The organism is Pannonibacter sp. Q-1 (assembly GCF_054073275.1).
On the sequence record NZ_JBSXNB010000003.1, the window covers coordinates 527,917 to 551,191 of the forward strand.

The 23,275-nt window shown below is 63.7% G+C and carries 22 protein-coding genes; 14 read left to right on the forward strand and 8 right to left on the reverse strand.

Annotated elements, in window-relative coordinates:
* Positions 1 to 166: 166 nt before the first annotated feature.
* The 8 genes from ACVNHC_RS10300 to ACVNHC_RS10335 all read left to right on the forward strand — a co-directional run bounded on the left by ACVNHC_RS10300 (position 167) and on the right by ACVNHC_RS10335 (position 9,515).
* Positions 167 to 1,021 carry a GNAT family N-acetyltransferase gene (locus ACVNHC_RS10300; protein ID WP_457167372.1) on the forward strand — a complete coding sequence of 285 codons (855 nt, stop codon included), beginning with the start codon at positions 167 to 169 and terminating at the stop codon, positions 1,019 to 1,021.
* 50 nt (positions 1,022 to 1,071) lie between these two features.
* Complete coding sequence (locus ACVNHC_RS10305; protein WP_457167184.1) at positions 1,072 to 2,448, forward strand: aminotransferase class III-fold pyridoxal phosphate-dependent enzyme; 1,377 nt, start codon at positions 1,072 to 1,074, stop codon at positions 2,446 to 2,448.
* 4 nt (positions 2,449 to 2,452) lie between these two features.
* On the forward strand, positions 2,453 to 3,367 hold the full coding sequence (locus tag ACVNHC_RS10310) for a 2-hydroxyacid dehydrogenase (RefSeq protein ID WP_457167185.1): 915 nt from the start codon (positions 2,453 to 2,455) through the stop codon (positions 3,365 to 3,367).
* 227 nt (positions 3,368 to 3,594) lie between these two features.
* The gene (locus ACVNHC_RS10315) at positions 3,595 to 4,311 is read left to right on the forward strand and encodes an HAD-IA family hydrolase (protein ID WP_457167186.1); all 717 of its coding nucleotides are present in this window, start codon (positions 3,595 to 3,597) and stop codon (positions 4,309 to 4,311) included.
* Between the two features lie 68 nt (positions 4,312 to 4,379).
* Positions 4,380 to 5,993, forward strand: coding sequence for an ABC transporter substrate-binding protein (locus tag ACVNHC_RS10320; RefSeq protein WP_457167187.1), 1,614 nt, complete (start codon positions 4,380 to 4,382; stop codon positions 5,991 to 5,993).
* 74 nt (positions 5,994 to 6,067) lie between these two features.
* Complete coding sequence (locus ACVNHC_RS10325) at positions 6,068 to 7,021, forward strand: ABC transporter permease (protein ID WP_058899095.1); 954 nt, start codon at positions 6,068 to 6,070, stop codon at positions 7,019 to 7,021.
* Positions 7,018 to 7,857 (forward strand): ABC transporter permease, encoded by an 840-nt coding sequence (locus ACVNHC_RS10330; RefSeq protein WP_123194929.1) that lies wholly within the window; start codon positions 7,018 to 7,020, stop codon positions 7,855 to 7,857. Before ACVNHC_RS10325 ends, ACVNHC_RS10330 begins: the two co-directional genes overlap by 4 nt.
* Entirely contained in the window at positions 7,857 to 9,515 is a 1,659-nt protein-coding gene (locus ACVNHC_RS10335; protein ID WP_457167188.1) for an ABC transporter ATP-binding protein, read from the forward strand. Before ACVNHC_RS10330 ends, ACVNHC_RS10335 begins: the two co-directional genes overlap by 1 nt.
* Before the next feature lie 231 nt (positions 9,516 to 9,746).
* Here the strand turns inward: ACVNHC_RS10335 and ACVNHC_RS10340 are convergent, their stop codons facing one another.
* A complete protein-coding gene (locus ACVNHC_RS10340; protein WP_050474792.1) occupies positions 9,747 to 10,223 on the reverse strand; it encodes an Lrp/AsnC family transcriptional regulator in 477 nt (158 codons plus the stop codon).
* Between the two features lie 209 nt (positions 10,224 to 10,432).
* Here ACVNHC_RS10340 and ACVNHC_RS10345 point away from each other — a divergent pair, with 209 nt between their 5' ends.
* Positions 10,433 to 11,749: an NAD(P)/FAD-dependent oxidoreductase gene (locus ACVNHC_RS10345; RefSeq protein WP_457167189.1), complete on the forward strand. Its 1,317-nt coding sequence runs from the start codon at positions 10,433 to 10,435 to the stop codon at positions 11,747 to 11,749.
* A 72-nt stretch (positions 11,750 to 11,821) separates the two neighbouring features.
* Here ACVNHC_RS10345 and ACVNHC_RS10350 read toward each other — a convergent pair whose 3' ends face one another.
* Together ACVNHC_RS10350 and ACVNHC_RS10355 are read right to left on the reverse strand one after the other, a co-directional pair.
* Entirely contained in the window at positions 11,822 to 12,685 is an 864-nt protein-coding gene (locus ACVNHC_RS10350; RefSeq protein ID WP_457167190.1) for a GNAT family N-acetyltransferase, read from the reverse strand.
* A 73-nt stretch (positions 12,686 to 12,758) separates the two neighbouring features.
* The gene (locus ACVNHC_RS10355; RefSeq protein WP_457167191.1) at positions 12,759 to 13,802 is read right to left on the reverse strand and encodes a LacI family DNA-binding transcriptional regulator; all 1,044 of its coding nucleotides are present in this window, start codon (positions 13,800 to 13,802) and stop codon (positions 12,759 to 12,761) included.
* Positions 13,803 to 13,927: 125 nt separating this feature from the next.
* Between ACVNHC_RS10355 and ACVNHC_RS10360 the strand changes: the two genes are divergently transcribed.
* Genes ACVNHC_RS10360 through ACVNHC_RS10370 form a run of 3 tightly spaced genes read left to right on the forward strand, consistent with a single transcriptional unit; the run spans position 13,928 to position 16,716 of the window.
* The gene (locus tag ACVNHC_RS10360; protein WP_457167192.1) at positions 13,928 to 14,419 is read left to right on the forward strand and encodes a TRAP transporter small permease; all 492 of its coding nucleotides are present in this window, start codon (positions 13,928 to 13,930) and stop codon (positions 14,417 to 14,419) included.
* A complete protein-coding gene (locus ACVNHC_RS10365; protein ID WP_457167193.1) occupies positions 14,416 to 15,696 on the forward strand; it encodes a TRAP transporter large permease subunit in 1,281 nt (426 codons plus the stop codon). The genes ACVNHC_RS10360 and ACVNHC_RS10365 overlap by 4 nt, the downstream gene beginning before the upstream one ends.
* 42 nt (positions 15,697 to 15,738) lie before the next feature.
* Entirely contained in the window at positions 15,739 to 16,716 is a 978-nt protein-coding gene (locus ACVNHC_RS10370; RefSeq protein ID WP_457167194.1) for a TRAP transporter substrate-binding protein, read from the forward strand.
* An 885-nt stretch (positions 16,717 to 17,601) separates the two neighbouring features.
* On the opposite strand, the gene ACVNHC_RS10375 is transcribed toward ACVNHC_RS10370, so the two are convergent.
* From ACVNHC_RS10375 to ACVNHC_RS10395, 5 genes are all read right to left on the reverse strand, one after another.
* Complete coding sequence (locus ACVNHC_RS10375; protein ID WP_457167195.1) at positions 17,602 to 18,618, reverse strand: LacI family DNA-binding transcriptional regulator; 1,017 nt, start codon at positions 18,616 to 18,618, stop codon at positions 17,602 to 17,604.
* Positions 18,619 to 18,684: 66 nt separating this feature from the next.
* On the reverse strand, positions 18,685 to 19,023 hold the full coding sequence (locus ACVNHC_RS10380) for a hypothetical protein (protein ID WP_055454226.1): 339 nt from the start codon (positions 19,021 to 19,023) through the stop codon (positions 18,685 to 18,687).
* The gene (locus ACVNHC_RS10385; RefSeq protein WP_457167196.1) at positions 19,020 to 19,907 is read right to left on the reverse strand and encodes an NAD(P)-dependent oxidoreductase; all 888 of its coding nucleotides are present in this window, start codon (positions 19,905 to 19,907) and stop codon (positions 19,020 to 19,022) included. Before ACVNHC_RS10385 ends, ACVNHC_RS10380 begins: the two co-directional genes overlap by 4 nt.
* Positions 19,904 to 20,410, reverse strand: coding sequence for a gluconokinase (locus tag ACVNHC_RS10390; protein WP_457167197.1), 507 nt, complete (start codon positions 20,408 to 20,410; stop codon positions 19,904 to 19,906). The genes ACVNHC_RS10385 and ACVNHC_RS10390 overlap by 4 nt, the downstream gene beginning before the upstream one ends.
* Positions 20,410 to 21,165 (reverse strand): SDR family oxidoreductase, encoded by a 756-nt coding sequence (locus tag ACVNHC_RS10395; RefSeq protein ID WP_019965592.1) that lies wholly within the window; start codon positions 21,163 to 21,165, stop codon positions 20,410 to 20,412. The genes ACVNHC_RS10390 and ACVNHC_RS10395 overlap by 1 nt, the downstream gene beginning before the upstream one ends.
* A 100-nt stretch (positions 21,166 to 21,265) precedes the next feature.
* On the opposite strand from ACVNHC_RS10395, the gene ACVNHC_RS10400 reads away from it, so the two are divergent.
* Both ACVNHC_RS10400 and ACVNHC_RS10405 read left to right on the forward strand, forming a co-directional pair.
* Positions 21,266 to 22,213, forward strand: a complete 948-nt coding sequence (locus ACVNHC_RS10400) for a 2-hydroxyacid dehydrogenase (protein WP_457167198.1) — start codon at positions 21,266 to 21,268, stop codon at positions 22,211 to 22,213.
* 11 nt (positions 22,214 to 22,224) lie between these two features.
* Entirely contained in the window at positions 22,225 to 23,256 is a 1,032-nt protein-coding gene (locus tag ACVNHC_RS10405) for an L-idonate 5-dehydrogenase (protein ID WP_457167199.1), read from the forward strand.
* Positions 23,257 to 23,275: the final 19 nt, after the last annotated feature.

Here is a 23,275-nt window from a genome sequence, read left to right on the forward strand (position 1 = left end):
CGCCCCGGGCCGCCTCCCCCATCTTCCCGCCTCCGTGGCAGATCATGCTTTTAAGCACCCGGCGAACAGCGGAAGATACCGCCAGCACAGAGGCCAAGGGCGGCAAGTTTGCCCGGATGGGACATAGGCTGAGAACATCACCAGTCTTCCAGCGCAGGTTCACATGCTGACCGATGACACACTGACCATCCAGCCGATGGAACCGGACCACCTCGCCGGGGCACTGCGCCTGTCGCAGGCCGAAAAGTGGCCTCACCGGGCTGAGGATTGGAGCCTCTTCCACAGCCTGTCGAAAGGCGCCGTCGCCATCGAGAATGGCGAGGTCGTCGCAACGGCCCTGACAACGCTCTTCGGCGATGCGGCAACCATCAACATGATCATCGTCGATGGGAGCATGCGTGGGCGCGGCCTTGGTCGCAAGATGATGACCAGCGTCATGAGCCTGATCCAGCCGAAGCAATGGCGGCTGGTGGCAACGAAGGACGGCCTGCCGCTTTATGAAAAGCTCGGCTTCCGTGCAGTGGGCGAAATCTTCCAGCATCAGGGTATCGCCCAGGCACCGGAAAATGTTCCAGCCCTTGCTGCAGAAGGTGCTGACGGGCTGCATCCCGCCGGTCCTGAAGATGCGTCTGTTCTGGCCCAGCTCGACAAGGCCGCAACCGGCATGGACCGGACCGCGCTGATCAGCGAGCTGTTCCGTCTCGGCCGGATCTTCGTCATCCGCGAGAACGGCCAGATCACCGCCTATGCCGCGCTGCGCCCCTTCGGGCGCGGCGAGGTGGCTGGCCCGGTCATCGCGCGCGATGCGGATCAGGCGCGGCTGCTGTTGTCCCATATCCTGAAGGAATGCGAAGGCCGATTCCTTCGGGTGGACACGGGCGCCGAGACCGGCCTTGCCCCCTGGCTGGCAGAGCATGGCCTGGCCCATGCGGGCGGAGGGATCCCCATGCGCCTTGGGGCCACCAGCGAAGCTGCCGGCCCGGTTCACACATTTGCCCTCGCCGCGCAGGCGCTCGGCTGAACGGACAGTCCGGTGGCCAAAGAGCCGGCCGGAGCAGAAAGGACATTCCCATGCTTGCCAACTCGCTGGTCGAACTCGACCGTGCCCATCTCATCCATCCGGTTGCCAGCTGGCGCGGCCACGAGGCCGCCGGTGTCCGCGTGCTGAAATCCGCCAAGGGCGCCACGGTGACCGACGCCAGCGGCCACACCCTGCTGGATGGCTTTGCCGGCCTGTGGTGCGTCAATGCCGGCTATGGGCATGAAAGCATCATCGAGGCCGCCACGAAGCAGCTGCGCGAGCTGCCCTATGCCACCGGCTACTTCGGCCTCGGCTCGGAACCGGCAATCCGCCTTGCCTCCCGTCTTGCCGAACATGCGCCGGGCGATCTCAGCCATGTCTATTTCACGCTCGGCGGCTCGGATGCGGTGGACACCACGGTCCGCTTCGTACGCTACTACTGGCAGGCCAAGGGCCAGCCGCAGAAGGAGCATTTCATCTCCGTCGAGCAGGGCTATCACGGCTCCACCACCGTTGGCTCCGGCCTCACCGCCCTGCCCGCCTTCCACGCCGGTTTCGGCGTGCCCTACACCTGGCAGCACAAGATCCCCTCGCACTACAGTTACCGCAATCCGGTGGGTGACAGCCCGGAGGCGATCATCGCGGCCTCACTTGATGCCCTGAAGGCCAAGGTTGCGGAACTGGGCGGCGCGGAAAAGGTCGCGGCCTTCTATCTGGAGCCGATCCAGGGCTCGGGCGGCGTCATCGTGCCGCCGAAGGGCTGGGTCAAGGCCATGCGCGATGCCTGCAAGGAGATGGGCATCCTGTTCATCGCCGACGAGGTGATCACCGGCTTCGGCCGCACCGGCCCCATCTTCGCCTGCCTCGAGGAAGGCATCGTGCCGGACATGATGTCCACCGCCAAGGGCCTCACCTCCGGCTACGTGCCGATGGGTGCGGTATTCCTGTCCGACCACATGTATCAGGTGATGGCGGATGCGGCAGGCGCGGCCGCCATCGGCCACGGCTTCACCTATTCCGCCCATCCGGTCAGCGCGGCTGTCGGCCTTGCGGTGCTGGATCTTTATGAAAACGGCCTGTTCGACAACGGCGTGAAGATGGGCAATCTGCTGCAGCAGGGCCTTGCCTCGCTGGCAGACCATCCGCTGGTGGGCGAGGTGCGCGGGCGCGGCATGCTGGCGGCCGTGGAACTCGTCACCGACAAGGCGAAGAAGACGCCGATCCCCGCCGCCGCAAAGCCTGCCACCCGCATCTTTGACCGGGCCTGGGAAAACGGTCTCGTCATCCGCGCCTTTGCGCAGGGCGTGCTCGGCTACGCCCCGCCGCTGTGCTGCGCGGAAGACGAGATTGCCCAGATCGTCGAGCGCACAAAGCTGACGCTGGACCAGACACTGGCGGACCCGGACGTCCGCGCGGCGATGGCCTGACCCGGTGGCGGTCCTCTACACCTCAGAGGCAAAGCGCGGCGAGATATTCGCCGCGCATTTTGCCGCCGAACTGCCCGCCCTGCCCTTCCACCGCGACAAAGCCCCCGATCCGGCGGCGGTGGAATATCTCGTCGCCTGGACGGCGCCGCAGGATGTTGGCACGCTCTACCCCAATCTCAAGCTGCTGTTTTCGGTGGGCGCGGGCGTCGACCAGCTGAACCTTGCCTGCCTGCCGCCGCAGGTGGGCGTGGTGCGCATGCTGGAGCCTGGCATCGCCGAGCAGATGAAGGAATATGTGACGCTCGCCGTCCTTGGCCTGCACCGGGATCTGCCGCGCTACATCAGCCAGAAATCCGCCGGCCTCTGGCAAGCGGGACGCAATGTTCCGGCGCGGGAACGGCGGGTGGGCGTCATGGGCCTTGGTCAGCTGGGCAAGGCAGTGCTGGAAGCCCTTGCCCCCTTCGGCTTTCCGCTGGCCGGGTGGAGCCGCAGCCCGCAGGATATTCCGGGCGTCGACACCTTCACGGACCTTCCCGCCTTTCTCGCCCGCACGGATATTCTCATCTGCCTGCTGCCGCTGACGGCCGAGACAACGGGTCTTCTGGATGCCCAGCTTTTCGCGCAGCTGCCGCGCGGCGCAGCGCTGGTTCATGCCGGGCGCGGGCGCCAGCTGGATCACGATGCCCTGCTGGACGCACTCGCCAGCGGCCAGCTCTCCAATGCCTGGGTCGACGTGACGGACCCGGAGCCGCTGCCCTCAGAGCATCCCTTCTGGCAGCACCAGCAGATTGTGCTGACACCGCATGTCGCCTGCCAGACGCGCGCGGATGATGGTGCAAGACATGTGATCGCCGGAATCCGGGCGCATCGGGCGGGATTGCCGGTGCCAGGGCTGGTCGACCGCGCCAGAGGCTACTGAAGCTCCATGCACGGCAAAATGCCGTAAAACAGCAGATTGTGCCGAAGCACGATTGGATTCGGAGCATATGCCGCGCAAAAGACCCGCAAACTGATCTGCAGAAATCAAGGCAAAGCATACAAAATGCGAGCCAAGCCCGCAAAACAGACCGGGCCAACAAAACTGGCAGAAAATGCCGGAAACCAACCAGAGGACGCCGCAGCTTCTGCGGCAATACGGGACTCAGAATGACGGCACAGCCTCTCGCGTCGTTCCGCTATATGACATTTGATGTCGTCGGGACGCTCATCGACTTTGAAGGCGGCTTAATCTCCGCCCTTTCGCAGATTGCGGCAGATCAGGGCGTCAGCCTCGACGGAGAGGAGGCCCTCGCCCACTACCGCGCTGCCCGCTACATGCCGGAAGCGCAGCTCTTCCCGGATGATCTCGCCCGCGTCTACACGGTCATCGCGCCCAAGCTGGGCCTGGATCCGGACCCTTCGCATGGCGAACGCCTGCGGCAGGCAGTGGCGGACTGGCAGCCCTTTGCCGACAGCGTTGCAGCACTGGCGGAACTCAAGAAGAAGTACCGCCTGATCGCCATGACCAATGCGCAGCGGTGGGCCTTCGAGCATTTCAACGAAAAGCTCGGCTATCCCTTCCATGCGGCTTTCACCACCGATGACACGGGAACGGAAAAGCCGGACCCGGCCTTCTTCGAGCAGGTCTTCCGCTTTGTGGAGCAGGAAGGCGCGGACAAGAACGCGATCCTGCACGTGGCCCAGAGCCAGTATCACGATATCGGCGTCTCCCGCAGCCTTGGCATGACCAACTGCTGGATCGAGCGCAGGCACGCCCAGCCGGGATACGGCGGCACCATCGAGCCCGCGCAGTTCACGAAGCCCGATTACCACTTCACCTCCATGGCCGGGCTCGCCGCGGCTGCGGAGGCCGGACACTCCTGACAGCCGGCAGGCAGGTTCGCGGCAATAAAAATAAAAAGCCGGGCATATCTACGACAAGGGGAACACTGATGAGCAAATCTGAAATCAACAACTGGACCCGCAACGACGATGCGATGGTCGAGGACGCAATCCGCCGCGGCGCCAGCCGCCGCGACATCATGCGCATGTTCCTTGCCGGCGGCATCGGCCTTGCGGCCGGCGGCTCGCTCTTTGCCCGCGCCACCTCGGCGCTCGCTGCAACCCCGGTCAAGGGCGGCCACTTCAAGGCTGCCGGCTGGTCCTCGTCCACCTCGGACACGCTGGACCCGGCCAAGGCCTCGCTCTCGACCGACTATGTGCGCTGCTGTTCGCTCTACAACCGCCTCACCTTCCTCAACGATGGCGGCACGCTGAGCATGGAACTGGCCGACAGCATCGAAAGCTCGGATGCCAAGGTCTGGATCGTCAAGCTGAAGTCCGGCGTCACCTTCCATGACGGCAAGTCCCTCACCTCGGCCGACGTGGTGTTCTCGCTGATGCGCCACCTCGACAAGGAGACCGGCTCCAAGGTCAATGCCATCGCCAAGCAGATTACGGGCGTCAAGGCTGTTGACCCGCTGACGGTCGAAATCACGCTGGAAGCTCCCAACGCCGATCTTCCGACCATCCTGGCCATGCATCACTTCATGATCGTGCAGGACGGCACCACCGACTTCAGCAAGGGCATCGGCACCGGCGCCTTCAAGCTGGAAAGCTTCGAGCCGGGCGTGCGCTCGCTGATGAGCCGCAACGAGAACTACTTCAAGCCGGGCGGCGCCCATGTCGACAGCTTCGAGTATTTCGCCATCCCCGACGAAATGGCCCGCGTCAGTGCCGTCATCTCCGGCGACATTCACCTCGGCGCCTCCATCAAGCCGCAGTCCATGCGCCTCCTCGAAAGCGCCAGCGGCGTTGAACTGGTGAAGTCGACCGCCGGTAACTACACCAACCTGAACTTCCGCATGGACATGGAGCCAGGCAGCAAGTTCGATCTGATCGAAGGCGTGAAGTACCTTTTCGACCGCGAGTTGATCCAGATGTCGGTGATGCGCGGCCTCGCCGAAGTCGCCAATGACCAGCCTATTTCGCCGATGAACGCCTATCACAACGCCGACCTGAAGCCGCGTGCCTTTGATCCGGAAAAGGCAAAGCACCACTTCGAGAAGGCTGGCCTTCTTGGCCAGACAATCCCGGTCGTCGCCTCCGATGCGGCCACTGCCTCCGTCGAAATGGCCACCGTGCTGCAGCAGGCCGGCAGCAAGATCGGCATGAACTTCGACATTCAGCGCGTGCCCTCCGATGGCTACTGGTCCAACTACTGGCTCAAGGCCCCGGTCCACTTCGGCAACATCAACCCGCGCCCGACGCCGGACATCCTGTTCTCGCTGCTCTATGCTTCCAACGCTCCCTGGAACGAGAGCCAGTACAAGTCGGAGAAGTTCGACAGCATGCTGGCCGAAGCCCGCGGCGAACTGGACAACGAGAAGCGCAAGACGATCTACGGCGAAATGCAGGTGATGGTGGCCAACGAAGCAGGCACCGTCATCCCGGCCTACCTCTCCAACGTGGATGCCAAGCAGACCAAGCTGAAGGGCCTGGAGCCGAACCCGCTGGGCGGCCAGATGGGCTATGCCATGGCCGAATACGTCTGGCTCGAAGCCTGACAGTCTGCCAGCATCGAACCGGAGGCGCTTGCCGCCTCCGGTCTCATCTTTCCCTATCTGCAGAGGCTGCATGAATGTCGGGGCAAATCGCTTTCCTGGTTCTTGGACGGCTCGGCGTGACTATGCTCACGCTGCTGATCGTGTCCTTCGTCGTCTTCGGCGCAACCCTCCTGCTGCCGGGCGATGTGGCGGAGATCCTGCTGGGTCAGGCCGCCACGCCCGAAGCCGTTGCCGGGCTGCGCGAGGCCATGCATCTCGATTCCCCGGCGCTCATCCGCTACGGCCAGTGGCTTCTGGGTATGGTTCAGGGCGATTTCGGCGTCTCCTACGCCAACAACATGCCGATTGGCGACATGATCGGCACCCGTCTTGCCAACACACTGCGCCTGGCTGCCGTCACCACCACCATCGCCGTGCCGCTGGCCCTGTTTCTCGGCATCACCATGGCCGTCTACAAGGGCTCGCTCTATGACCGGGCCGTCACGACCACCGTGGTTTCCGTCATCTCCGTTCCCGAATTCATGATCGCCACCTTCGCCGTGCTGGTCTTTGCCGTCTGGCTGCGCTGGCTGCCCGCCCTGTCGCTGGCCAATGACGTGAGCAGCTTCAGCCAGCTCCTGAAGGTCTTTGCCATGCCGGTGATCACGCTGACCTGCGTCATCTCGGCCCAGATGATCCGCATGACCCGTGCCGCCGTGATCGACGCGCTGAAGATGCCCTATGTGGAAATGGCGCTTCTTAAAGGTGCTTCTCGCAGCCGCATGGTGATGCGCCACGCCCTGCCCAATGCCATCGGCCCGATCGCCAATGCGGTTGCCCTGTCCCTGTCCTACCTGCTGGGCGGCGTGATCATCGTCGAGACGATCTTCAACTATCCGGGCATTGCCAAGCTGATGGTGGATGCAGTTTCCACCCGTGACCTGCCGCTCATCCAGAGCTGCGCCATGATCTTCTGCTTCGGCTTCCTGCTGCTGATCACCATCGCAGACATCATCGCCATTCTCTCCAACCCGAGGCTGCGCAAATGAGCCAGATGCCCGTTTCCTCGCCCCGCTTCGGATTCCGGATCAACACCACCGGCATCGTTGCTGGACTGATCATCCTGTTCTGGGCGCTCGTGGCCATCGCCGGCCCCTCGGTTGCCCCTTACGCTCCCGGCGATATCGTCGATTTCGATTTCTACGGACCCATCTCGGAAAAGCTGTGGCTAGGCTCGGACTATCTCGGCCGGGATATCTTCTCCCGCATCCTGCTGGGCACGCGCTACACCGTCGGCATTTCCTTTGCCGCCGTCTGTATCGCCTGTTTCTCCGGTGTGGTTCTGGGCATGACGGCGGCCGTCACCGGCGGCTGGTTCGACACGGTGCTGAGCCGCGTGCTGGATGCACTCAACTCGATCCCGTCCAAGCTCTTCGGCCTCGTCATGGTCGCAGCCATCGGCTCGTCAATTCCGGTGCTGATCATCCTGCTGGCCGTCATCTATACCCCCGGCTCCTACCGCTTTGCCCGGGCGCTGGCGGTGAACTGCAACACCATGGACTACGTCACGGTGGCGCGGGCACGCGGCGAGCGGACGCTGTACCTTATTTTCCAGGAGATCCTGCCCAACATCACCGGCCCTGTGCTGGCTGATCTTGGCCTGCGCTTTGTCTTCATTGTACTGCTGCTCTCCGGCCTTTCCTTCCTTGGCCTCGGCGTACAACCGCCCAATGCAGACTGGGGCTCCCTAGTAAAGGAAAACCTCGGTGGCCTGCCCTTCGGCGCCCCCGCCGTGATCGCCCCCTGCATCGCCATCGCCAGCCTGACGATCAGCGTCAACCTTCTGATCGACAACCTGCCAGTCAAGATCCGGGACCGCGCCTGATGACCAAACCTCTTGCCGAAATCCAGGACCTGCACGTCGAAGCCCGCACCGACTCGGGCCGCCGGGTGGAGATCATCAAAGGGGTCAGCCTGACCATCAATCCGGGCGAGATCGTCGCACTGATAGGCGAAAGCGGGTCGGGCAAGACCACCATCGCCCTGACGCTGATGGGTTACACCCGCACCGGTTGCAAGATCAGCGGTGGCAAGGTCCTGCTCGGCGGGCAGGATCTGGTGACGATGAGCGAAGCCTCGCGCCAGAAGCTGCGCGGCACGGATGTGGCCTATGTGCCGCAAAGTGCAGCCGCTGCCTTCAATCCCTCGCACCGTCTGATCGATCAGGTCGTCGAGGTAGCCAGCATCCACAAGCTGATGAGCCGGACGGAAGCCCGCGCCAAGGCCGTGGACCTGTTCCGCGCCCTCGCCCTGCCGGAGCCGGAAACCATCGGCGAGCGCTATCCGCATCAGGTCTCCGGCGGCCAGCTGCAGCGCCTTGCCGCTGCCATGGCTCTCATCGGCGGCCCGCAGCTCGTCATCTTCGATGAGCCCACCACCGCGCTGGACGTGACCACCCAGATCGAGGTGCTGCGCGCCTTCAAGTCCGTCATGCGCAAGGGCGGCATGGCCGGTGTCTATGTCTCGCACGACCTTGCCGTCGTCGCGCAGATTGCGGACCGGATCATCGTGCTGAAGGGCGGTGAGATCCAGGAGGAAGGCTCGACACAGCAGATCCTGCATGCGGCCACCCACCCTTACACGAAAGAGCTTCTGGCTGCCTTCCAGCCGGTGCCCTTCGCAGCCCCTGCGGAAGCTGAGGTGGACATGCCCGTCAAGCGGCCCATCCTCGAAGTCAGCGGCGTTTACGCAGGCTATGGCCCGATCGAACCGACCGGCCTGCCCTTCAAGACCGTGTTGAAGAACGTCAGCTGCAAGCTGGAGCGCGGGCATAATCTCGGCGTCATCGGCGAAAGCGGCTCGGGCAAATCCACCCTCGCCCGCGTCATCGCCGGCCTGCTGCCGCCGGTTCGCGGCCATGTGCAGCTGGATGGCCACGAGGTCGATCCGCGCGCAAGACAGCGCAGCAAGGAAGAACTGCGGCGCATGCAGATCGTCTTCCAGCTGGCCGACACCGCGCTGAACCCGTCCCGATCCGTCTCCGACATCCTTGGCCGTCCGCTTGCCTTCTACCATGGACAGAAAGGCGCTGCGCAGGAGACCCGTGTCAACGAGCTTCTGGACATGGTGCAACTGCCCCGCGCCCTGCGCCACCGCATGCCGGGTGAACTCTCCGGCGGGCAGAAGCAGCGCGTCAACTTCGCCAGAGCCCTTGCCGCCAAACCGGACATCATCCTGTGCGACGAAATCACCTCCGCCCTCGACACGGTGGTAGCGGCTGCGGTGATCGAACTGCTGAAGGAATTGCAGCGGGAGCTGGGCCTCTCCTACGTCTTCATCAGCCACGACCTCTCCACCGTCCAGTCGATCTGTGATCAGGTGATGGTGATGCAGCATGGCGAGATGGTGGAGCTTCTGGCCAATGACCAGCTGCCGGGCGGCGCCACCCACCCCTATTCCAAGCTGCTCTTCTCCTCCGTGCCGAAACTCGACACCGGCTGGCTCGACAGCCTGCCCGAGAATTTCGCCAGCACGGCAGCGTGAGAGGCTGGGCTTTGGAAGCGCAAGTTCTCGCCGGAACAGATCCGGCGGGGACCTTCGCAGGCTGTTTCCATCGTCACCCCGGACGCAGCGAAGCGGAGATCCGGGGCCGGTGAGTCGAAGCGTCCCGGCTTTAACTTATTGAATGAACATACCGCTCGGCTCACCGGCCCGGATCCGCGAGGCGCATCACGGATCACGGCGGAGAAGCACAACCAGCGATCTGATCGCCCCTCACATCGGGAAAATCGTCTTCAGCGGCAGGTGAGATTTCACGAAAGGCGACTTCATCACCACGAAGCTGAAATACTTGTCGATACCGACATCCATGTCGATCATCCGCTCCATGATCGCCTGATAATCGCCGATGCTGCCGGTGACGAATTTCAGCAGGTAGTCATAGCCGCCGGAGATCAGGTGGCATTCGATGATCTCCTCCACCTTTTCCGCCGCCTGCTGGAAGCGGTCGAAGTCCATCTTGCGGTGGTTCTTCAAGGTGATTTCGGTGAAAACCGTCAGCGTCGGGCCGAGTTTGGCAAGATCGATCTGCGCCGCATAGCCGGTGATATAGCCCGCCTGTTGCAGCTTTTTCACCCGCATCAGACAGGGGCTGGGCGACAGGTGCACAAGCTCGGCCAGCTCCACATTGGTGATGCGGCCATTTTTCTGCAGCTCGTGCAGAATGCGGATGTCGATCCGGTCCAGCTTCATGATGCCCTCTCGCAATCAGCCGAGAGTAAGCAGAAAATGCCGGATAGGCAATCAGCCAAATTTCCCTGAATACAAAAAGATTTCTCCACGGGACGAACACCACCCGCCGCCCACGCATCCAGTTTCAGCAGAAAATGCCGCATCATGGCATCACTGCAGTAGCCATGCCTGACAGGCCGCCGCTAGGCTGCAAGTCAAAGGAGCCTTCCATGCGCGTACCCCTGCTGACAATCGAAACCGTCGATGACATGCCAGCCGAAGCCGATGTCGTGATCATCGGCGCCGGCATCGTGGGCACCTGCACGGCCTATTACCTCGCAAAGCGCGGGGTGAAGGTGGTGCTGGTGGAGAAAGGCCGCACCGGCGCCGAACAGTCGAGCCGGAACTGGGGCTGGTGCCGCCAGCAAAACCGCGATGAACGCGAGCTGCCGATGGCGACCCGCAGCCTCGCGCTGTGGGATGAGCTTGCCGCCGAAATCGGCCCCGGCATTGGCTTCCGCCGCTCCGGCCTTTTGTATTTGTCCAACAACGAGGCAGAGATCGAGGGCTGGGCGCGCTGGCGCGATTTCGCCCGTACGCAGAATGTCATCACCCACATGCTCACCGCCGAAGAGGCCGCCGAGCGCGGGCGGGCAACGGGCAAGAGCTGGAAGGGCGGCGTCTTCTCCCCGACCGATGGCATTGCCGATCCGGCCAGCGCCGTGCCGCTGATTGCGAAGGCCGCCGAGACCCATGGCGGCCGCGTGCTGCAGAATTGCGCCGTGCGCGGGCTGGAACTCTCCGGCGGCCGTGTCAGCGGCGTCGTGACCGAGCGCGGCACCATCCGCACAAAGACTGCCGTCATGGCGGGCGGTGCCTGGGCCTCCAGCTTCTGCCGCCAGCTCGGCATCCGTTTTCCGCAGGCCTCCGTCCGCGCCTCGATCCTCGCCGTCAGCGAGGCAGCAGGCATTCCGGATGCACTGCACACGGCACGCGTGTCTCTGACCGCACGCAAGGGCGGGCACACGCTCGCCATTTCCGGCCGCGCCCGTGTTGACCCGACCGCGCAGATGCTGCGCTTCGGCACCACCTTCGTTCCGATGTTCCTGAAGCGGCACAAGTCCCTCGCCGTCGGCGGACTTGAGGGCCTGCGCAGCGGCCACGAGAGCCTGTCGCGCTGGCGGCTCGACCGGGAAACGCCGATGGAGCATATGCGCATCCTCGATCCGAAGCCTGATCCGTCGCAGATCCGCGACACGCTGGCCCGTGCCCGCGAGTTGATCCCGGCCCTCAAGGAAAGTCAGGTCACCGCTGCCTGGGCCGGCTATATCGACAGCACGCCGGACGGTGTTCCCGCCATTGGCGAAACGCAGGTCCCCGGCTTCGTGCTTGCCGCCGGCTTCAGCGGCCACGGCTTCGGCATCGGCACAGGCGCGGGCGAAATGATCGCCGATATCGTCATGGGACGGGAGCCGGCGCTCGATGCCAAGCCCTATCATCCCTCCCGCTTCAGCGAGAGTTCCTGGGGCAAGGTTGCCGATTTCTAAGACAGGGCCTGCCTGCCAGAATGGACAGAGCCCGGCGCACAGGCCGGGCCAGTCCGCATCTCTCAGTCTGCGTCATCCCAAGGCGTGATTGACAAGACCGAAGGTGGTGACCGGGCCGCATTCAGGCACGTTGCCCAGGGTCATGGTCGTCACCGTATCGAAAACGCCAAGTCCGGCTTCCTGCAGGAAACGGCGCAGCGGACCGTCTTCAGCTCTCGTGTCCATGCGCAGGAACACACCCTGATGAGCTGCCACATGCGGACGGATGAGGGCAATCGCATCCTCTTCCGTTTCTGCGACAACGGGCCCGATCACACGCCCGCGGCCAAACTCCCGGCTCAACGCAAAACCGGCCACCTTGCCTTCGCGCAGGATCACCGTGCCCTCGGAAAGCTCGAAGAGCCGCTCGAACACCTGACTGCGGTCTGCGCCATAGGCACTGGCATCAAGAGCAACGATCTCCGAAGCATGCTCCGGGAGCATCGGCACCGCGGTTTCAGGCCCATCAGGCACTTTTACCGCCATGCCCTGATGCTGATAGACGGTCGCCCGTGGAATGAAGCCCAGCGACAGATACAGCCGGTAGGCTGCCTTGGTGGCATTGAGCACCTTGCCACGGTCCGCCGTATCCGCCAGCACGTGCTGCATCAGCCAGGCCCCCGCCCCATGCTCCTGCAGGCGCGGTGACGTGATGACCATACCGATGGTTGCAAGCTCAGGACCAATGGGAAACCACATGGCCGAGCCCAGCACGCGGCCGATCTCGTCGCGGGCGACATAGCCATGGCCGAGGCCGATGGCGAGTTCCCAGTCCTTCGGGCGGTGCGGCCAGTTGACGCCAATCGACAGCTCATGCAACCGGGGAATGTCATCCGGCAGCATGTCCGTGCGGGTCACCTCGTAGGTGTCGAGCGTCTTGGTCAGACCGGCCTGCACGCGCTTGCTCCCTCAAGTTGCGGTCAGGACGAGTCTAACAGCTGACGGCGGAATTTCGTGCTATTTCCGGGTGTTATGAAGCAGATTCTGCCACAGCCCGTTCCCTGCCCCAGTCCGGCAACAGCGGACGCGTGGTGTTGCCCTCGATAATACGCAAACCGATCTCCTGACCCGGACCGGGTGCACTCCTGCGGCAAAGCTGGAGGAGGCAGCAGGCCGCATCGCGCCCAAGCTGCAGGCGCGGCAGATCCAGCGTGGTCAGCCGCGTGCGGATGGAAAAGGCATGCGCGGTGCCGTTGAAGCCGATGACCGACACCTGCCCCGGCACATCGATCCCCGCCTCGAAGAGATAGCGCAGGCCGCCTGCCGCCATCGCATCATTGAGGAAGTGGATTCCTTCCACATCCGGCACGCTTCCCAGCAGCTGCTGGACCAGCAGGTTGCCGCTTTCCACCTGCCGCGGCAAAGTGCCGCCATCCAGAACGGTCAGGCGTGCACCGGCAGCCGAGACCTCTGCGGCAAATCCCTTGAAGCGCTCACGGGCGCACAGATCGGCCTCCAGCTGCGAGCCGACATAGGCCAGGCGCCGGAGGCCTGCATCCAGCAGCCGGCGTGCCGCCATGCGTCCGGCCCCGGCGTGATCAACCCCCACCGCCGCGTCGAGACCGGCATTGCGCTGATCCCACATCTGCACCGCCGGCACCTGCCGCCGCTCCAGCAGCACCCGCGCCTTTTCCGTGCGCAGGATCCCGCCGGACACCAGCAAACCCGCAGGCTTCAGCGACAACATGGTCCGCAGCAGGCTCTCTTCCAGCCCGGGATCGAAGAAGGTTTCGCCAATGAAAGTCTGCATCCCCTCCGGCCGGAGCACGCCATGGATACCGCCCAGAACCTCCGCATAAACGTGGTCACTGATGGAGGGAATGAGTACGGCCACAAGCTTGCTGGTGCGCGAACTGAGCGCACCGGCAAGCGAGTTGGGCACATAGCCCAGTTCATCGGCCAGCTGCTTGATCCGTGCCCGCGTCTCCGCACTCAGGCGTCCGGTATCGCGGAGCGCTTTCGATACGGTCATGGGACTGACGCCGGCCCGCGCCGCCAGATCGGCAATGGTCACGGGACGCTCTTCGGGAAGAGCTTGACGCTCAAATTTGTTATCGATATCATCCATGGTGGGTTAACGATAACCCAAACGCACAGCCCGTGCAATTTGAAGCATTCCAACTTCTGGGAGGAGGACGGATGCACAGCATAATCCGCCTCATCTGGCGCTCGATCGATCTCATCATGGCGGCGCTTCTGACCGCGATGATTGCCATCGTCTTTGCCAATGTCGTCCTGCGCTACGGTTTCTCGTCCGGCATCCGCGTCTCGGTGGAGTTGTCGCGCCTCTGGTTCGTCTGGGTGGTCATGCTCGGTGCTGCCGTCACCCTGCGCCGGGGCGAGCATCTGGCGCTGGCCGAATTCGCCGAAGGTGTCTTCCCGAAGTACATCGGCCTCCTGCGCCGCGCCTGCTGGCTCGTCATCCTCGGCACCGTGCTGCTGCTGTTCTGGGGCTGCATGAAGCAGACCATGATGAACATGGCCAACATCTCGCCGCTCACGGGCCTGCCCTCCGGGCTGTTCTATCTGTCCGGTGTTGTTTCCTCGGTGCTCATGGCCGCCATCGCAGTGGTCCGCATCATCAATCCTGACAGTGTGAAGCAAGTCCTTGCGGAGGATGGCGCGGAATGACCCTCGTTCTCTTTCTGGCCGTCCTGATCGGTGCGATCCTGCTTGGCCTTCCGGTTGCCTTTGCCCTGCTGCTCGCCTCCATGGCCTTGATGCTGCAGATGGATCTGCTCAGCACCGACATTCTGGCGCAGAACCTCATCAACGGCGTCGACAACTTCCCGCTGCTGGCCATCCCCTTCTTCCTTGTCGCCGGTGAAGTGATGTCGCGCGGCGGGTTGTCCACGCGCATCGTGCGCCTCGCCTCCTCGCTCGTCGGCCACCGCAAGGGCGGGCTCGGCTATGTGGCGATCATGACTTCCATCGTGCTGGCCGGCCTGTCCGGTTCGGCCGTGGCCGATGCTGCCGCACTCGTCTCGATCCTTTATCCGATGATGCGCGACGGCAACTATCCGGAAGGCCGCAGCCTTGGCCTTCTGGCCGCAGGCGGCATCATTGCGCCGATCATTCCCCCGTCGCTGCCGCTGATCCTCATCGGCGTCTCGGGCAACATCTCCATCGCCAAGCTGTTCCTCGCCGGCATCGCCCCGGGCCTGATGATGGGCCTGACGCTGGTGCTGGTGTGGAGCTTCATGATCCGCAAGGAAAACCTTGAAGTCCTACCCAAGGCCTCTGGCGCGGATCGCTGGAAAGCCCTGAAGGATGGCATCTGGGCACTGCTGCTGCCCGTGATCATCATCGGCGGCATCCGCACCGGCGCCTTCACGGCCACGGAAGCGGCAGTGGTTGCGGCGGTCTATGCGATCCTTGTTTCCACGCTTGTCTACCGCGAGCTGACATTCCGTGACTTCCTGCAGGTGCTGATCAGCGCCGGACGGTCCACGGCCATGGTGATGTTCCTCGTCGGTGCTGCAATGGTCGCCGCCTGGCTCATCACGGTGGCTCAGTTGCCGCAGCAGCTTGCGGCCCTGCTCCAGCCGCTGATCGACAGCCCGCGCCTGCTGATGCTGGTCATCATGCTGATCGTGCTGGCTGTGGGTATGGTCATGGATCTTTCACCAACAGTTCTGATCCTTGTGCCGTTGTTCATGCCCGTTATCAAAATGGCAGGGATCGACCCTGTCTATTTCGGGCTCATGTTCATCATGAACTGCTCCATCGGCCTGATCACCCCGCCGGTCGGAACGGTTCTCAACGTCATCTGCGGCGTAGGCCGTGTTCCGATGAGCCGCGCCGTTCAGGGCGTCTGGCCTTTCGTGATCGCCTACGCCCTTCTGCTCGGCCTGTTCATCCTGGTGCCCGAGCTGATCACCGTTCCGGCCCGTTTCATGGGCGGATAACCGTACCCTGGCTCAACGCCATCATTCTGGGAGGAGTACTGCATGAAGAAAGTCCTGAAAGCCCTTGGCCTCGCCACTGCCCTGACCCTTGCCGCTGTCAGCGCACAGGCGCAGACCACACTGAAGTTCGCACATGCCGCACCGGAAACGGATCTGCAGCAGAACCTTGCCGTGTTCTTCAAGGAGCAGGTCGAGGCGCGTACCAACGGTTCCGTCACGGTCAACATTTTCCCGCAGGGCCAGCTGGGCAATGATGCGGCCATGATCGACGGCACCCGTTCGGGCATCATCGACATCGCCATGTCGGGCCTCAACAACTTCACCGGCCTCGTCAAGGACGCCGGCGTGGTCGAGCTGCCCTTCATGTTCCCGAACCGCGAAGTCGCCTACAAGGTTCTGGACGGCGAAATCGGCCAGGGCATTGCTGCCAAGTTCGAGCCGCTGGGCATGAAGGTTCTGGGTTTCCCGGAAAACGGCTACCGCAACATGACCAACAGCCGCGGCCCGATCAAGACCCCGGCTGACCTCGCCGGCCTGCGCATGCGCGTCAACAACTCCAAGGCTCTGAACGACATGTTCACCCTGCTGAGCGCAAACCCGCAGCAGCTGCCGGTGGCCGAGCTCTACACCGCCCTGGAAACCGGCGTTGTGGACGCGCAGGACCATCCGATCGGCATCGTTCTGTCCTTCAAGTTCTATGAAGTGCAGAAGTACCTCTCGCTCACCCAGCACGCCTACTCCAACCTTGCGATCGTCATGAACAATGACAAGTTCAAGGGCCTCACCGCTGACGAGCAGAAGGTCATCACCGAAGTCTCTGCAGAAGCCGTCGCCATGCAGCGCAAGCTGGCCCAGGAGAAGGAAGCGACCATGATCGCCGAACTGACCTCTGCCGGCATGACCGTCAACAGCGACGTCGACGCCGCCGCCTTCCAGGAAGTCGTCCGCCCGGTGTGGGACAACTTCATTGCCGAGAACGGCGACACCCTCGTCAACGCCATCGTCGCCCTGCAGAAGTAATCTGCAGCGTATGAGTGTTCAGAAGGGCGGTCCGGCAACGGGCCGCCCTTTTGCATTCGGCGGGGAGGAAAAAACTATTTATCTCAGAGGCTACGCCATGCCACGGCTCGACCATGGCATCCACGCCGTTCCCCACCCGCACGGCACAGCCTCGCAATCCCGCACCGTCACACAGCCCCAAGCTCACGCACACACCGCTGAGGCGAAAGGGGATGGATGCCATGATCAAGTCATGGCATGACGGAGGATGGGGCCGGCGCAGGGGCAAAAAAGAAGACCCCCCATAAAATCAATACCTTTCGTCATGCCATGGCTCGACCATGGCATCCATGCCGTTCCCCATCCGCACGGCACAGCCTCGAAACCCCGCACCGTCATACAGCCCAATCTCATGCACAGATTGCTGAGACGAAAGGGAATGGATGCCATGATCAAGTCATGGCATGACGGAGGATGGGGTCGACGCAACACGAAAGAACAGAAAACCCCTTAAAATCAATAACTTTCGTCATGCCATGGCTCGACCATGGCATCCACGCCGTTCCCCACCCGCACGGCACAGCCTCGAAACCCCGCACCGTCATACAGCCCAATCTCATGCACAGATTGCTGAGACGAAAGGGAATGGATGCCATGATCAAGTCATGGCATGACGGAGGATGGGGTCGACGCAACACGAAAGAACAGAAAACCCCTTAAAATCAATAACTTTCGTCATGCCATGGCTCGACCATGGCATCCACGCCGTTCCCCACCCGCACGGCACAGCCTCGCAACCCCGCAACGTCACACAGCCCCAATCACACGCCTACACCGCTGAGGCGAAAGGGGATGTCTGCCATGATCAAGTCATGGCAGGACGGAGGATGGAGCGGGCCACCCCGCTCACACGCTGCTGCCGCGGATCTGCAGGACGGGGGCGATGGCGATGGTCTGACGGGAGATGGTCTTGCCGCCGAGGGCCTCGATGATGATGCCTGCCGCCCGCTCGCCGATCTGGCGCGGATGCGGGTTGATCGTGGTCAGCGAGGGCACGGAAATGCCGGCAATCTCGTAGTCACCGAAGCCTGCGATGGAAATGCGCTCCGGCACCGGCACGCCCCGGCGCTGGCATTCGGTCAGCGCGCCGAAGGCCGAAAGATCGGACACGCAGATGACGGCTTCCGTGTCCGGCATTTCTTCCAGCAGGCGGCCCATGGCATTGGCCCCTTCCCGCATGGAAATGGGCGGCACACCGGCGGCAATCAGCCGGCCTGTGTCCAGTCCGTAAGCCTTCATGGCCGAGATGAACCCGTTGCGGCGGTCGGTGCCGCGTGTGTCGCGGTCAGCATCCCCGCCGATAAAGGCGATCTTGCGCAGGCCGCGTGCGACGAAGTGATCGACCATTGCCCGTACCGCAGCTTCGTTGGAAAAGCCGACCACATGGCCGATGGGTGCGCGGGGCAGATCCCACGTCTCGATGACGGGGATGGCGGCATTTTCCAAGAGCTTGCGGGCACGCGGCGTATGCCTGCCACCGGTGACGACAATAGCCTCGGGCCTGCGCTGCAGCAGCTGCTCGATCAGCTGTTCTTCGGCATGAATGTCATAGTTGGTGTAGCCCAAAAGGATCTGGAGGCCATGATCCTTCAACGTGTCGGAGAGGCCGCCGACCGTTTCGGCAAAGTTGGCATTGTTCAGCGAGGGAATGCTGACGGCAACAAAGCCCGTGCGCTGCGAGCGCAGGTTGGAGGCCGTGCTGTCGAAGACATACCCCAGCTCCTCGGCCGCCTGATGGATCGCCGTGCGCGTTGCCTCCGAGACCGAACTGCCGTCCTTGAAGGCCCGGCTGACGGTCATGGGTGAGACGCCCGCGACGCGGGCGACATCAGCCATGGTGGGCGGTTTGCGGGTCTGACGCATCAGGGGCCGTGGAGCTGGAGTTAATGTGACCTTCCGGTATTACCGCAAGGTTCTCCGGCTGGAAACTCAGCCAGCCAGAACGTGGTCGTGTGCCGTGGTGATGTGGTGATGGATGCGGCCCGTGAAGAAGCGCTCCAGCACGGACTCGGTCGCAGCACGCGCCTCGGCCCGGATCGGGCTGGCAAGAGCAGCGTCAACCGTGGCAAGGTCCGGGTAGCTGATGGCGAGGATCATCGGATATTCCGGAGCGCCCTCGTCGCGGCTTTCCGCAAAGGTGACACGCACGGCCAGCGCGCCGGGGAAGCCCTTCCACTTCGGCAGGATTTCGGACAGCACGGCCTCACGGAAAGCTGCGTCCTGGCCTTCATGAACCTTGCCCTCGAACAGGGCGTAACGGGTGATCATTCAAAGTTCTCCTGTTTGGGCCCCTTGAAAAACTCCATCAAGGCGGCCTGATCTTCTCCGCCAAGGCCCGCTGCGGTCAGCATGCGGTGCACCTCGGCGCAAATGGCGGTCAGCGGCATGGCGGTGTGGGTCAGGCGGGCGAGATCCTGCGCGCCGTTGAGGTCCTTCACCATGTTGTCGATACGGCCCGTGCGGCGGTAGTCGCGCGCGGCAAAGCGGGGCATGTATTCCTGCAGGATGGCGCTGTCGGCGCGCCCGCCCTTGAGCGCCTGCGGAATGCGGCTCACCTCCACACCGGCAGCTTCCGCCAGCGCGGTTGCCTCGGCGACGGCCAGGAAGCCAAGGCCGCAGAGCACCTGATTGATCAGCTTGGTGGTCTGGCCTGCGCCCGCCGGGCCCATGTGGGTCTGGTTGCTGGCAACGCCGGAAAGCACCTGCTGGGCTTCTGCCACGTCGGCCTCTGCCCCACCCTGCATGAGGGTAAGCTGACCGATGGCCGCCTTCGGAATGCCGCCGGACAGCGGGCTGTCCACCCAGCGCAGGCCCTTTTCAGCCGCATCCGCTGCAAGCTGGCGCGTCGCTTCCGGATCGATCGACGACATGTCGATAATCAGCGTGCCCGATGCTGCCCCTTCTGCAACACCGCCAGCGCCGAAAACGGCGGCCCGGACGATGCGCGGCGCATTGAGGCTGAGGATCACGGCCTTGGCGCCCGATGCAGCCTCTGCAGCACTGGCCGAAGCCACAGCGCCCTTGGCCACGAGCACGTCCACCTTGGCGGTGTCCAGATCGAACACCTTCAGCGGCGTGCCGGTTTCAACGAGGCGGGCGCCGATGGCACCGCCCATGGCGCCTGCGCCAATCAGCGCAACATGTCCAGTCATGCCTTGATCTCCTCCAGATTCAGCCCCTTGACGATGCCATCCACCAGCGCATCGAGCGGCTGGCTGATGTCGGCGGTCAGCGCGCCTTCGTCCGGCTGCGGCAGTTCCAGCGCCGCGAACTGGCTGTCGAGCAGCGACAGGGGCATGTAGTGCCCCGTGCGCTGCGCCATGCGCCCGGCGATGAGATCGCGCGAGCCGGCCAGATGCACGAAGGTTACCGGTCCGCCGGCCAGCGCCCGGATGCGGTCGCGGTAGACCCGCTTCAGCGCCGAGCAGCCGATGATGAGCGGTGCCTTGTCCGCCAGTTCCCGGCCCACCTGATCGAGCCAGGGCCAGCGGTCATCGTCGGTCAGGGGAATGCCTGCGCGCATCTTCTCGACGTTCGCCGCCGGATGCAGGTCGTCACCATCCCGGTAGGCAATGCCGGTGCGAGCGCTGATGGCTTCACCCACGCTCGACTTGCCGCAACCGGCAACGCCCATGAGAATGATGCGGATGCTCATCACAGCGAGGCCGTGATGCCGCCGTCAACGAACAGCACGTGGCCGTTGACGAAGGAGGCCGCTTCCGAGGACAGGAACACGCAGGCGCCAACCAGCTCCTCGACCTTGCCCCAGCGGCCCGCAGGCGTGCGCTTTTCGAGCCAGGCGGAGAAGGCCGGATCGGCCACGAGCGCGGCGTTGAGCGGCGTGTCGAAATAGCCCGGCGCAATGGCGTTGCAGTTGATGCCATACTTGGCCCAGTCGGTGGCCATGCCCTTGGTCAGGTTGCCGACAGCGCCCTTGGTGGCGGTGTAGGGGGCGATGGACGGGCGGGCGAGCGCGGTCTGCACGCTGGCGATGTTGATGATCTTGCCCTTGCCGCGCTTGATCATGTGGCGGGCAACGGCCTGACCGACATGGAAGATGCTGGCAATGTTGGTCTGCAGCAGGCGCTCGAAGGCATCTGCGGGGAAGTCCTCCAGCGGGGCGCGGTGCTGCATGCCGGCGTTGTTCACAAGAATGTCGATGGCGCCATTCTTCGCCTCGAAGGCGTCAACGGCAGCGCGCACGCCTTCGTGATCCGTCACGTCAAAGGCGAGGGTTTCCGCACCCGGAATCTGGGCCGCAGCTTCGGCCAGACGCGCCGCATCCCGGCCATTCAGGACCACCTGCGCACCGGCAGCCGCAAGCCCCTTGGCAAGCGCCAGACCGATACCCTGCGAGGAACCGGTTACCAGTGCACGGCGTCCGGTCAGGTCAAATAGCTGAAGGCTCACTCTCTTCCCCTTTGTCAGAAAACCACTCGACAAGTTCGTCTGACCCTGTTTATGTTATCGATAACATTTGATGTCAAGCACGAAGCTTACGGAGACAAGAATGAGCAAGCCCCACCTCCTCCAGGTTGGACCCTACCCGGAGTGGGACCAGATCCCCCTTGATGAAGCCTTCACCGTGCACCGCTATTTCGAGGCGGCGGACAAGGCGGCTTTCCTTGCTGAAGTGGGCCCGCAAATCCGCGGCATCGCCACGCGCGGCGAGCTGGGCGCCAATGCTGACATGATCGCAGCCTGCCCGAATCTCGAAGTCATCAGCGTCTATGGCGTCGGTTATGACGCGGTGGATCTGAACGCTGCCAAGGCCCGCGGCATCCGCGTGACCAACACCCCGGACGTGCTGACCAATGACGTGGCCGACCTTGGCGTTGCCATGATGCTGGTGCAGTCGCGCGGCATGATCGGCGCGGAAACCTGGGTCAAGGACGGCTCGTGGGCCGCCAAGGGGCTTTATCCGCTGAAGCGCCGCGTCTGGGGCCGCAAGGCTGGCGTGCTGGGCCTTGGCCGCATCGGTTATGAAGTGGCCAAGCGCCTCGCCGGCTTCGACATGGAGATCGCCTATTCGGACGTGTCCGCCAAGGATTACGCGTCGCAGTGGGAGTTCATCCAGGACCCGGTCGCACTGGCTGCCCGTTCCGACTTCCTGTTCGTCACCCTCGCGGCCTCGGCTGCCACGCGGCACATCGTCGGCCCGAAGGTGATCGAGGCTCTGGGGCCGGAAGGCATGCTGATCAACATCAGCCGCGCCTCCAACATTGACGAAGAAGCGCTTCTCAACGCACTGGAGAGCGGCAAGCTCGGTTCGGCCGCGCTTGACGTGTTCGAAGGCGAGCCGAAGCTCAACCCGCGCTTCCTCAAGCTCGACAACGTGCTGCTGCAGCCGCACCATGCCTCGGGCACCATCGAGACCCGCAAGGCCATGGGCCAGCTTGTGCGCGACAACCTGACCGCCCATTTCGCCGGCAAGCCCCTGCCGACACCGGTTCTGTAAGGATCACACCCATGCGTGCCATCGTCATTCACGCCGCCAAGGATCTGCGCGTCGAAGAGCGCCCGGAGGAAACCCCGGGCGAAGGCCAGCTGCGCCTGCGCCTTGCCACCGGCGGCGTCTGCGGCTCGGACCTGCATTACTACAACCACGGCGGCTTCGGCACCGTGCGCCTGCGCGAGCCGATGATTCTCGGCCACGAAGTCTCCGCCTATGTGGAGAGCGTTGGACCCGGCGTCACCGGTTACAGCGAAGGCCAGCTTGTGGCCGTGTCCCCGTCCCGCCCCTGCCGCACTTGCAAGTACTGCCTTGAGGGCCTGCCGAACCAGTGCCTCAACATGCGCTTCTACGGCTCGGCCATGCCCTTCCCCCACATTCAGGGCGCCTTCCGCGAAGTGCTGGTGGCTGACCAGTTCCAGTGCGTCGATGCAACCGGCCTGACCCCGGGCGAAGCTGCCATGGCTGAGCCGCTGGCCGTGACCCTGCACGCCACCCGCCGTGCGGGCGACATGCTGGGCAAGCGCGTGCTGGTGACCGGCTGCGGCCCCATCGGCATCCTGTCGATTCTCGCCGCCCGCCGCTCGGGCGCGCAGGAAATCGTGGCGACGGACCTCTCTGACTTCACGCTGGCGCTGGCCCGCAAGGTGGGTGCCGACCGCACCATCAACATGGCGAGCGAACCGGATGCGCTGGCCGCCTACAACGCCGACAAGGGCTATTTCGACGTGCTCTACGAGTGCTCGGGCGCGGCCCCTGCACTGGCCGGCGGCATCGCGGCCCTGCGCCCGCGTGGCATCATCCTGCAGCTTGGCCTTGGCGGCGACATGAGCGTGCCGATGATGGCCATCACGGCCAAGGAACTGGATCTGCGCGGCTCGTTCCGCTTCCATCCGGAATTCGCCGTGGGCGTCAGCCTGATGCAGAACGGCCTCATCGATGTGAAGCCGCTGATCACCCACACGGTCGGCCTCGACAAGGCAGAAGAAGCCTTCCTGCTGGCCTCCGACCGCAGCCAGGCCATGAAGGCACAGATCGCCTTTTCCTGACGGGTTCTCCATCCAGCTG

Coding starts and splice junctions, on each gene's coding strand:
- ACVNHC_RS10340 (WP_050474792.1), bottom strand. CDS start 10,223: ATGAAGCTGGACCGGATCGACATCCGCATTCTGCACGAGCTGCAGAAA.
- ACVNHC_RS10365 (WP_457167193.1), top strand. CDS start 14,416: ATGACCCTCGTTCTCTTTCTGGCCGTCCTGATCGGTGCGATCCTGCTT.
- ACVNHC_RS10345 (WP_457167189.1), top strand. CDS start 10,433: ATGCGCGTACCCCTGCTGACAATCGAAACCGTCGATGACATGCCAGCC.
- ACVNHC_RS10385 (WP_457167196.1), bottom strand. CDS start 19,907: ATGACTGGACATGTTGCGCTGATTGGCGCAGGCGCCATGGGCGGTGCC.
- ACVNHC_RS10320 (WP_457167187.1), top strand. CDS start 4,380: ATGAGCAAATCTGAAATCAACAACTGGACCCGCAACGACGATGCGATG.
- ACVNHC_RS10325 (WP_058899095.1), top strand. CDS start 6,068: ATGTCGGGGCAAATCGCTTTCCTGGTTCTTGGACGGCTCGGCGTGACT.
- ACVNHC_RS10380 (WP_055454226.1), bottom strand. CDS start 19,023: ATGATCACCCGTTACGCCCTGTTCGAGGGCAAGGTTCATGAAGGCCAG.
- ACVNHC_RS10370 (WP_457167194.1), top strand. CDS start 15,739: ATGAAGAAAGTCCTGAAAGCCCTTGGCCTCGCCACTGCCCTGACCCTT.
- ACVNHC_RS10335 (WP_457167188.1), top strand. CDS start 7,857: ATGACCAAACCTCTTGCCGAAATCCAGGACCTGCACGTCGAAGCCCGC.
- ACVNHC_RS10330 (WP_123194929.1), top strand. CDS start 7,018: ATGAGCCAGATGCCCGTTTCCTCGCCCCGCTTCGGATTCCGGATCAAC.
- ACVNHC_RS10375 (WP_457167195.1), bottom strand. CDS start 18,618: ATGCGTCAGACCCGCAAACCGCCCACCATGGCTGATGTCGCCCGCGTC.
- ACVNHC_RS10405 (WP_457167199.1), top strand. CDS start 22,225: ATGCGTGCCATCGTCATTCACGCCGCCAAGGATCTGCGCGTCGAAGAG.
- ACVNHC_RS10315 (WP_457167186.1), top strand. CDS start 3,595: ATGACGGCACAGCCTCTCGCGTCGTTCCGCTATATGACATTTGATGTC.
- ACVNHC_RS10400 (WP_457167198.1), top strand. CDS start 21,266: ATGAGCAAGCCCCACCTCCTCCAGGTTGGACCCTACCCGGAGTGGGAC.
- ACVNHC_RS10305 (WP_457167184.1), top strand. CDS start 1,072: ATGCTTGCCAACTCGCTGGTCGAACTCGACCGTGCCCATCTCATCCAT.
- ACVNHC_RS10360 (WP_457167192.1), top strand. CDS start 13,928: ATGCACAGCATAATCCGCCTCATCTGGCGCTCGATCGATCTCATCATG.
- ACVNHC_RS10390 (WP_457167197.1), bottom strand. CDS start 20,410: ATGAGCATCCGCATCATTCTCATGGGCGTTGCCGGTTGCGGCAAGTCG.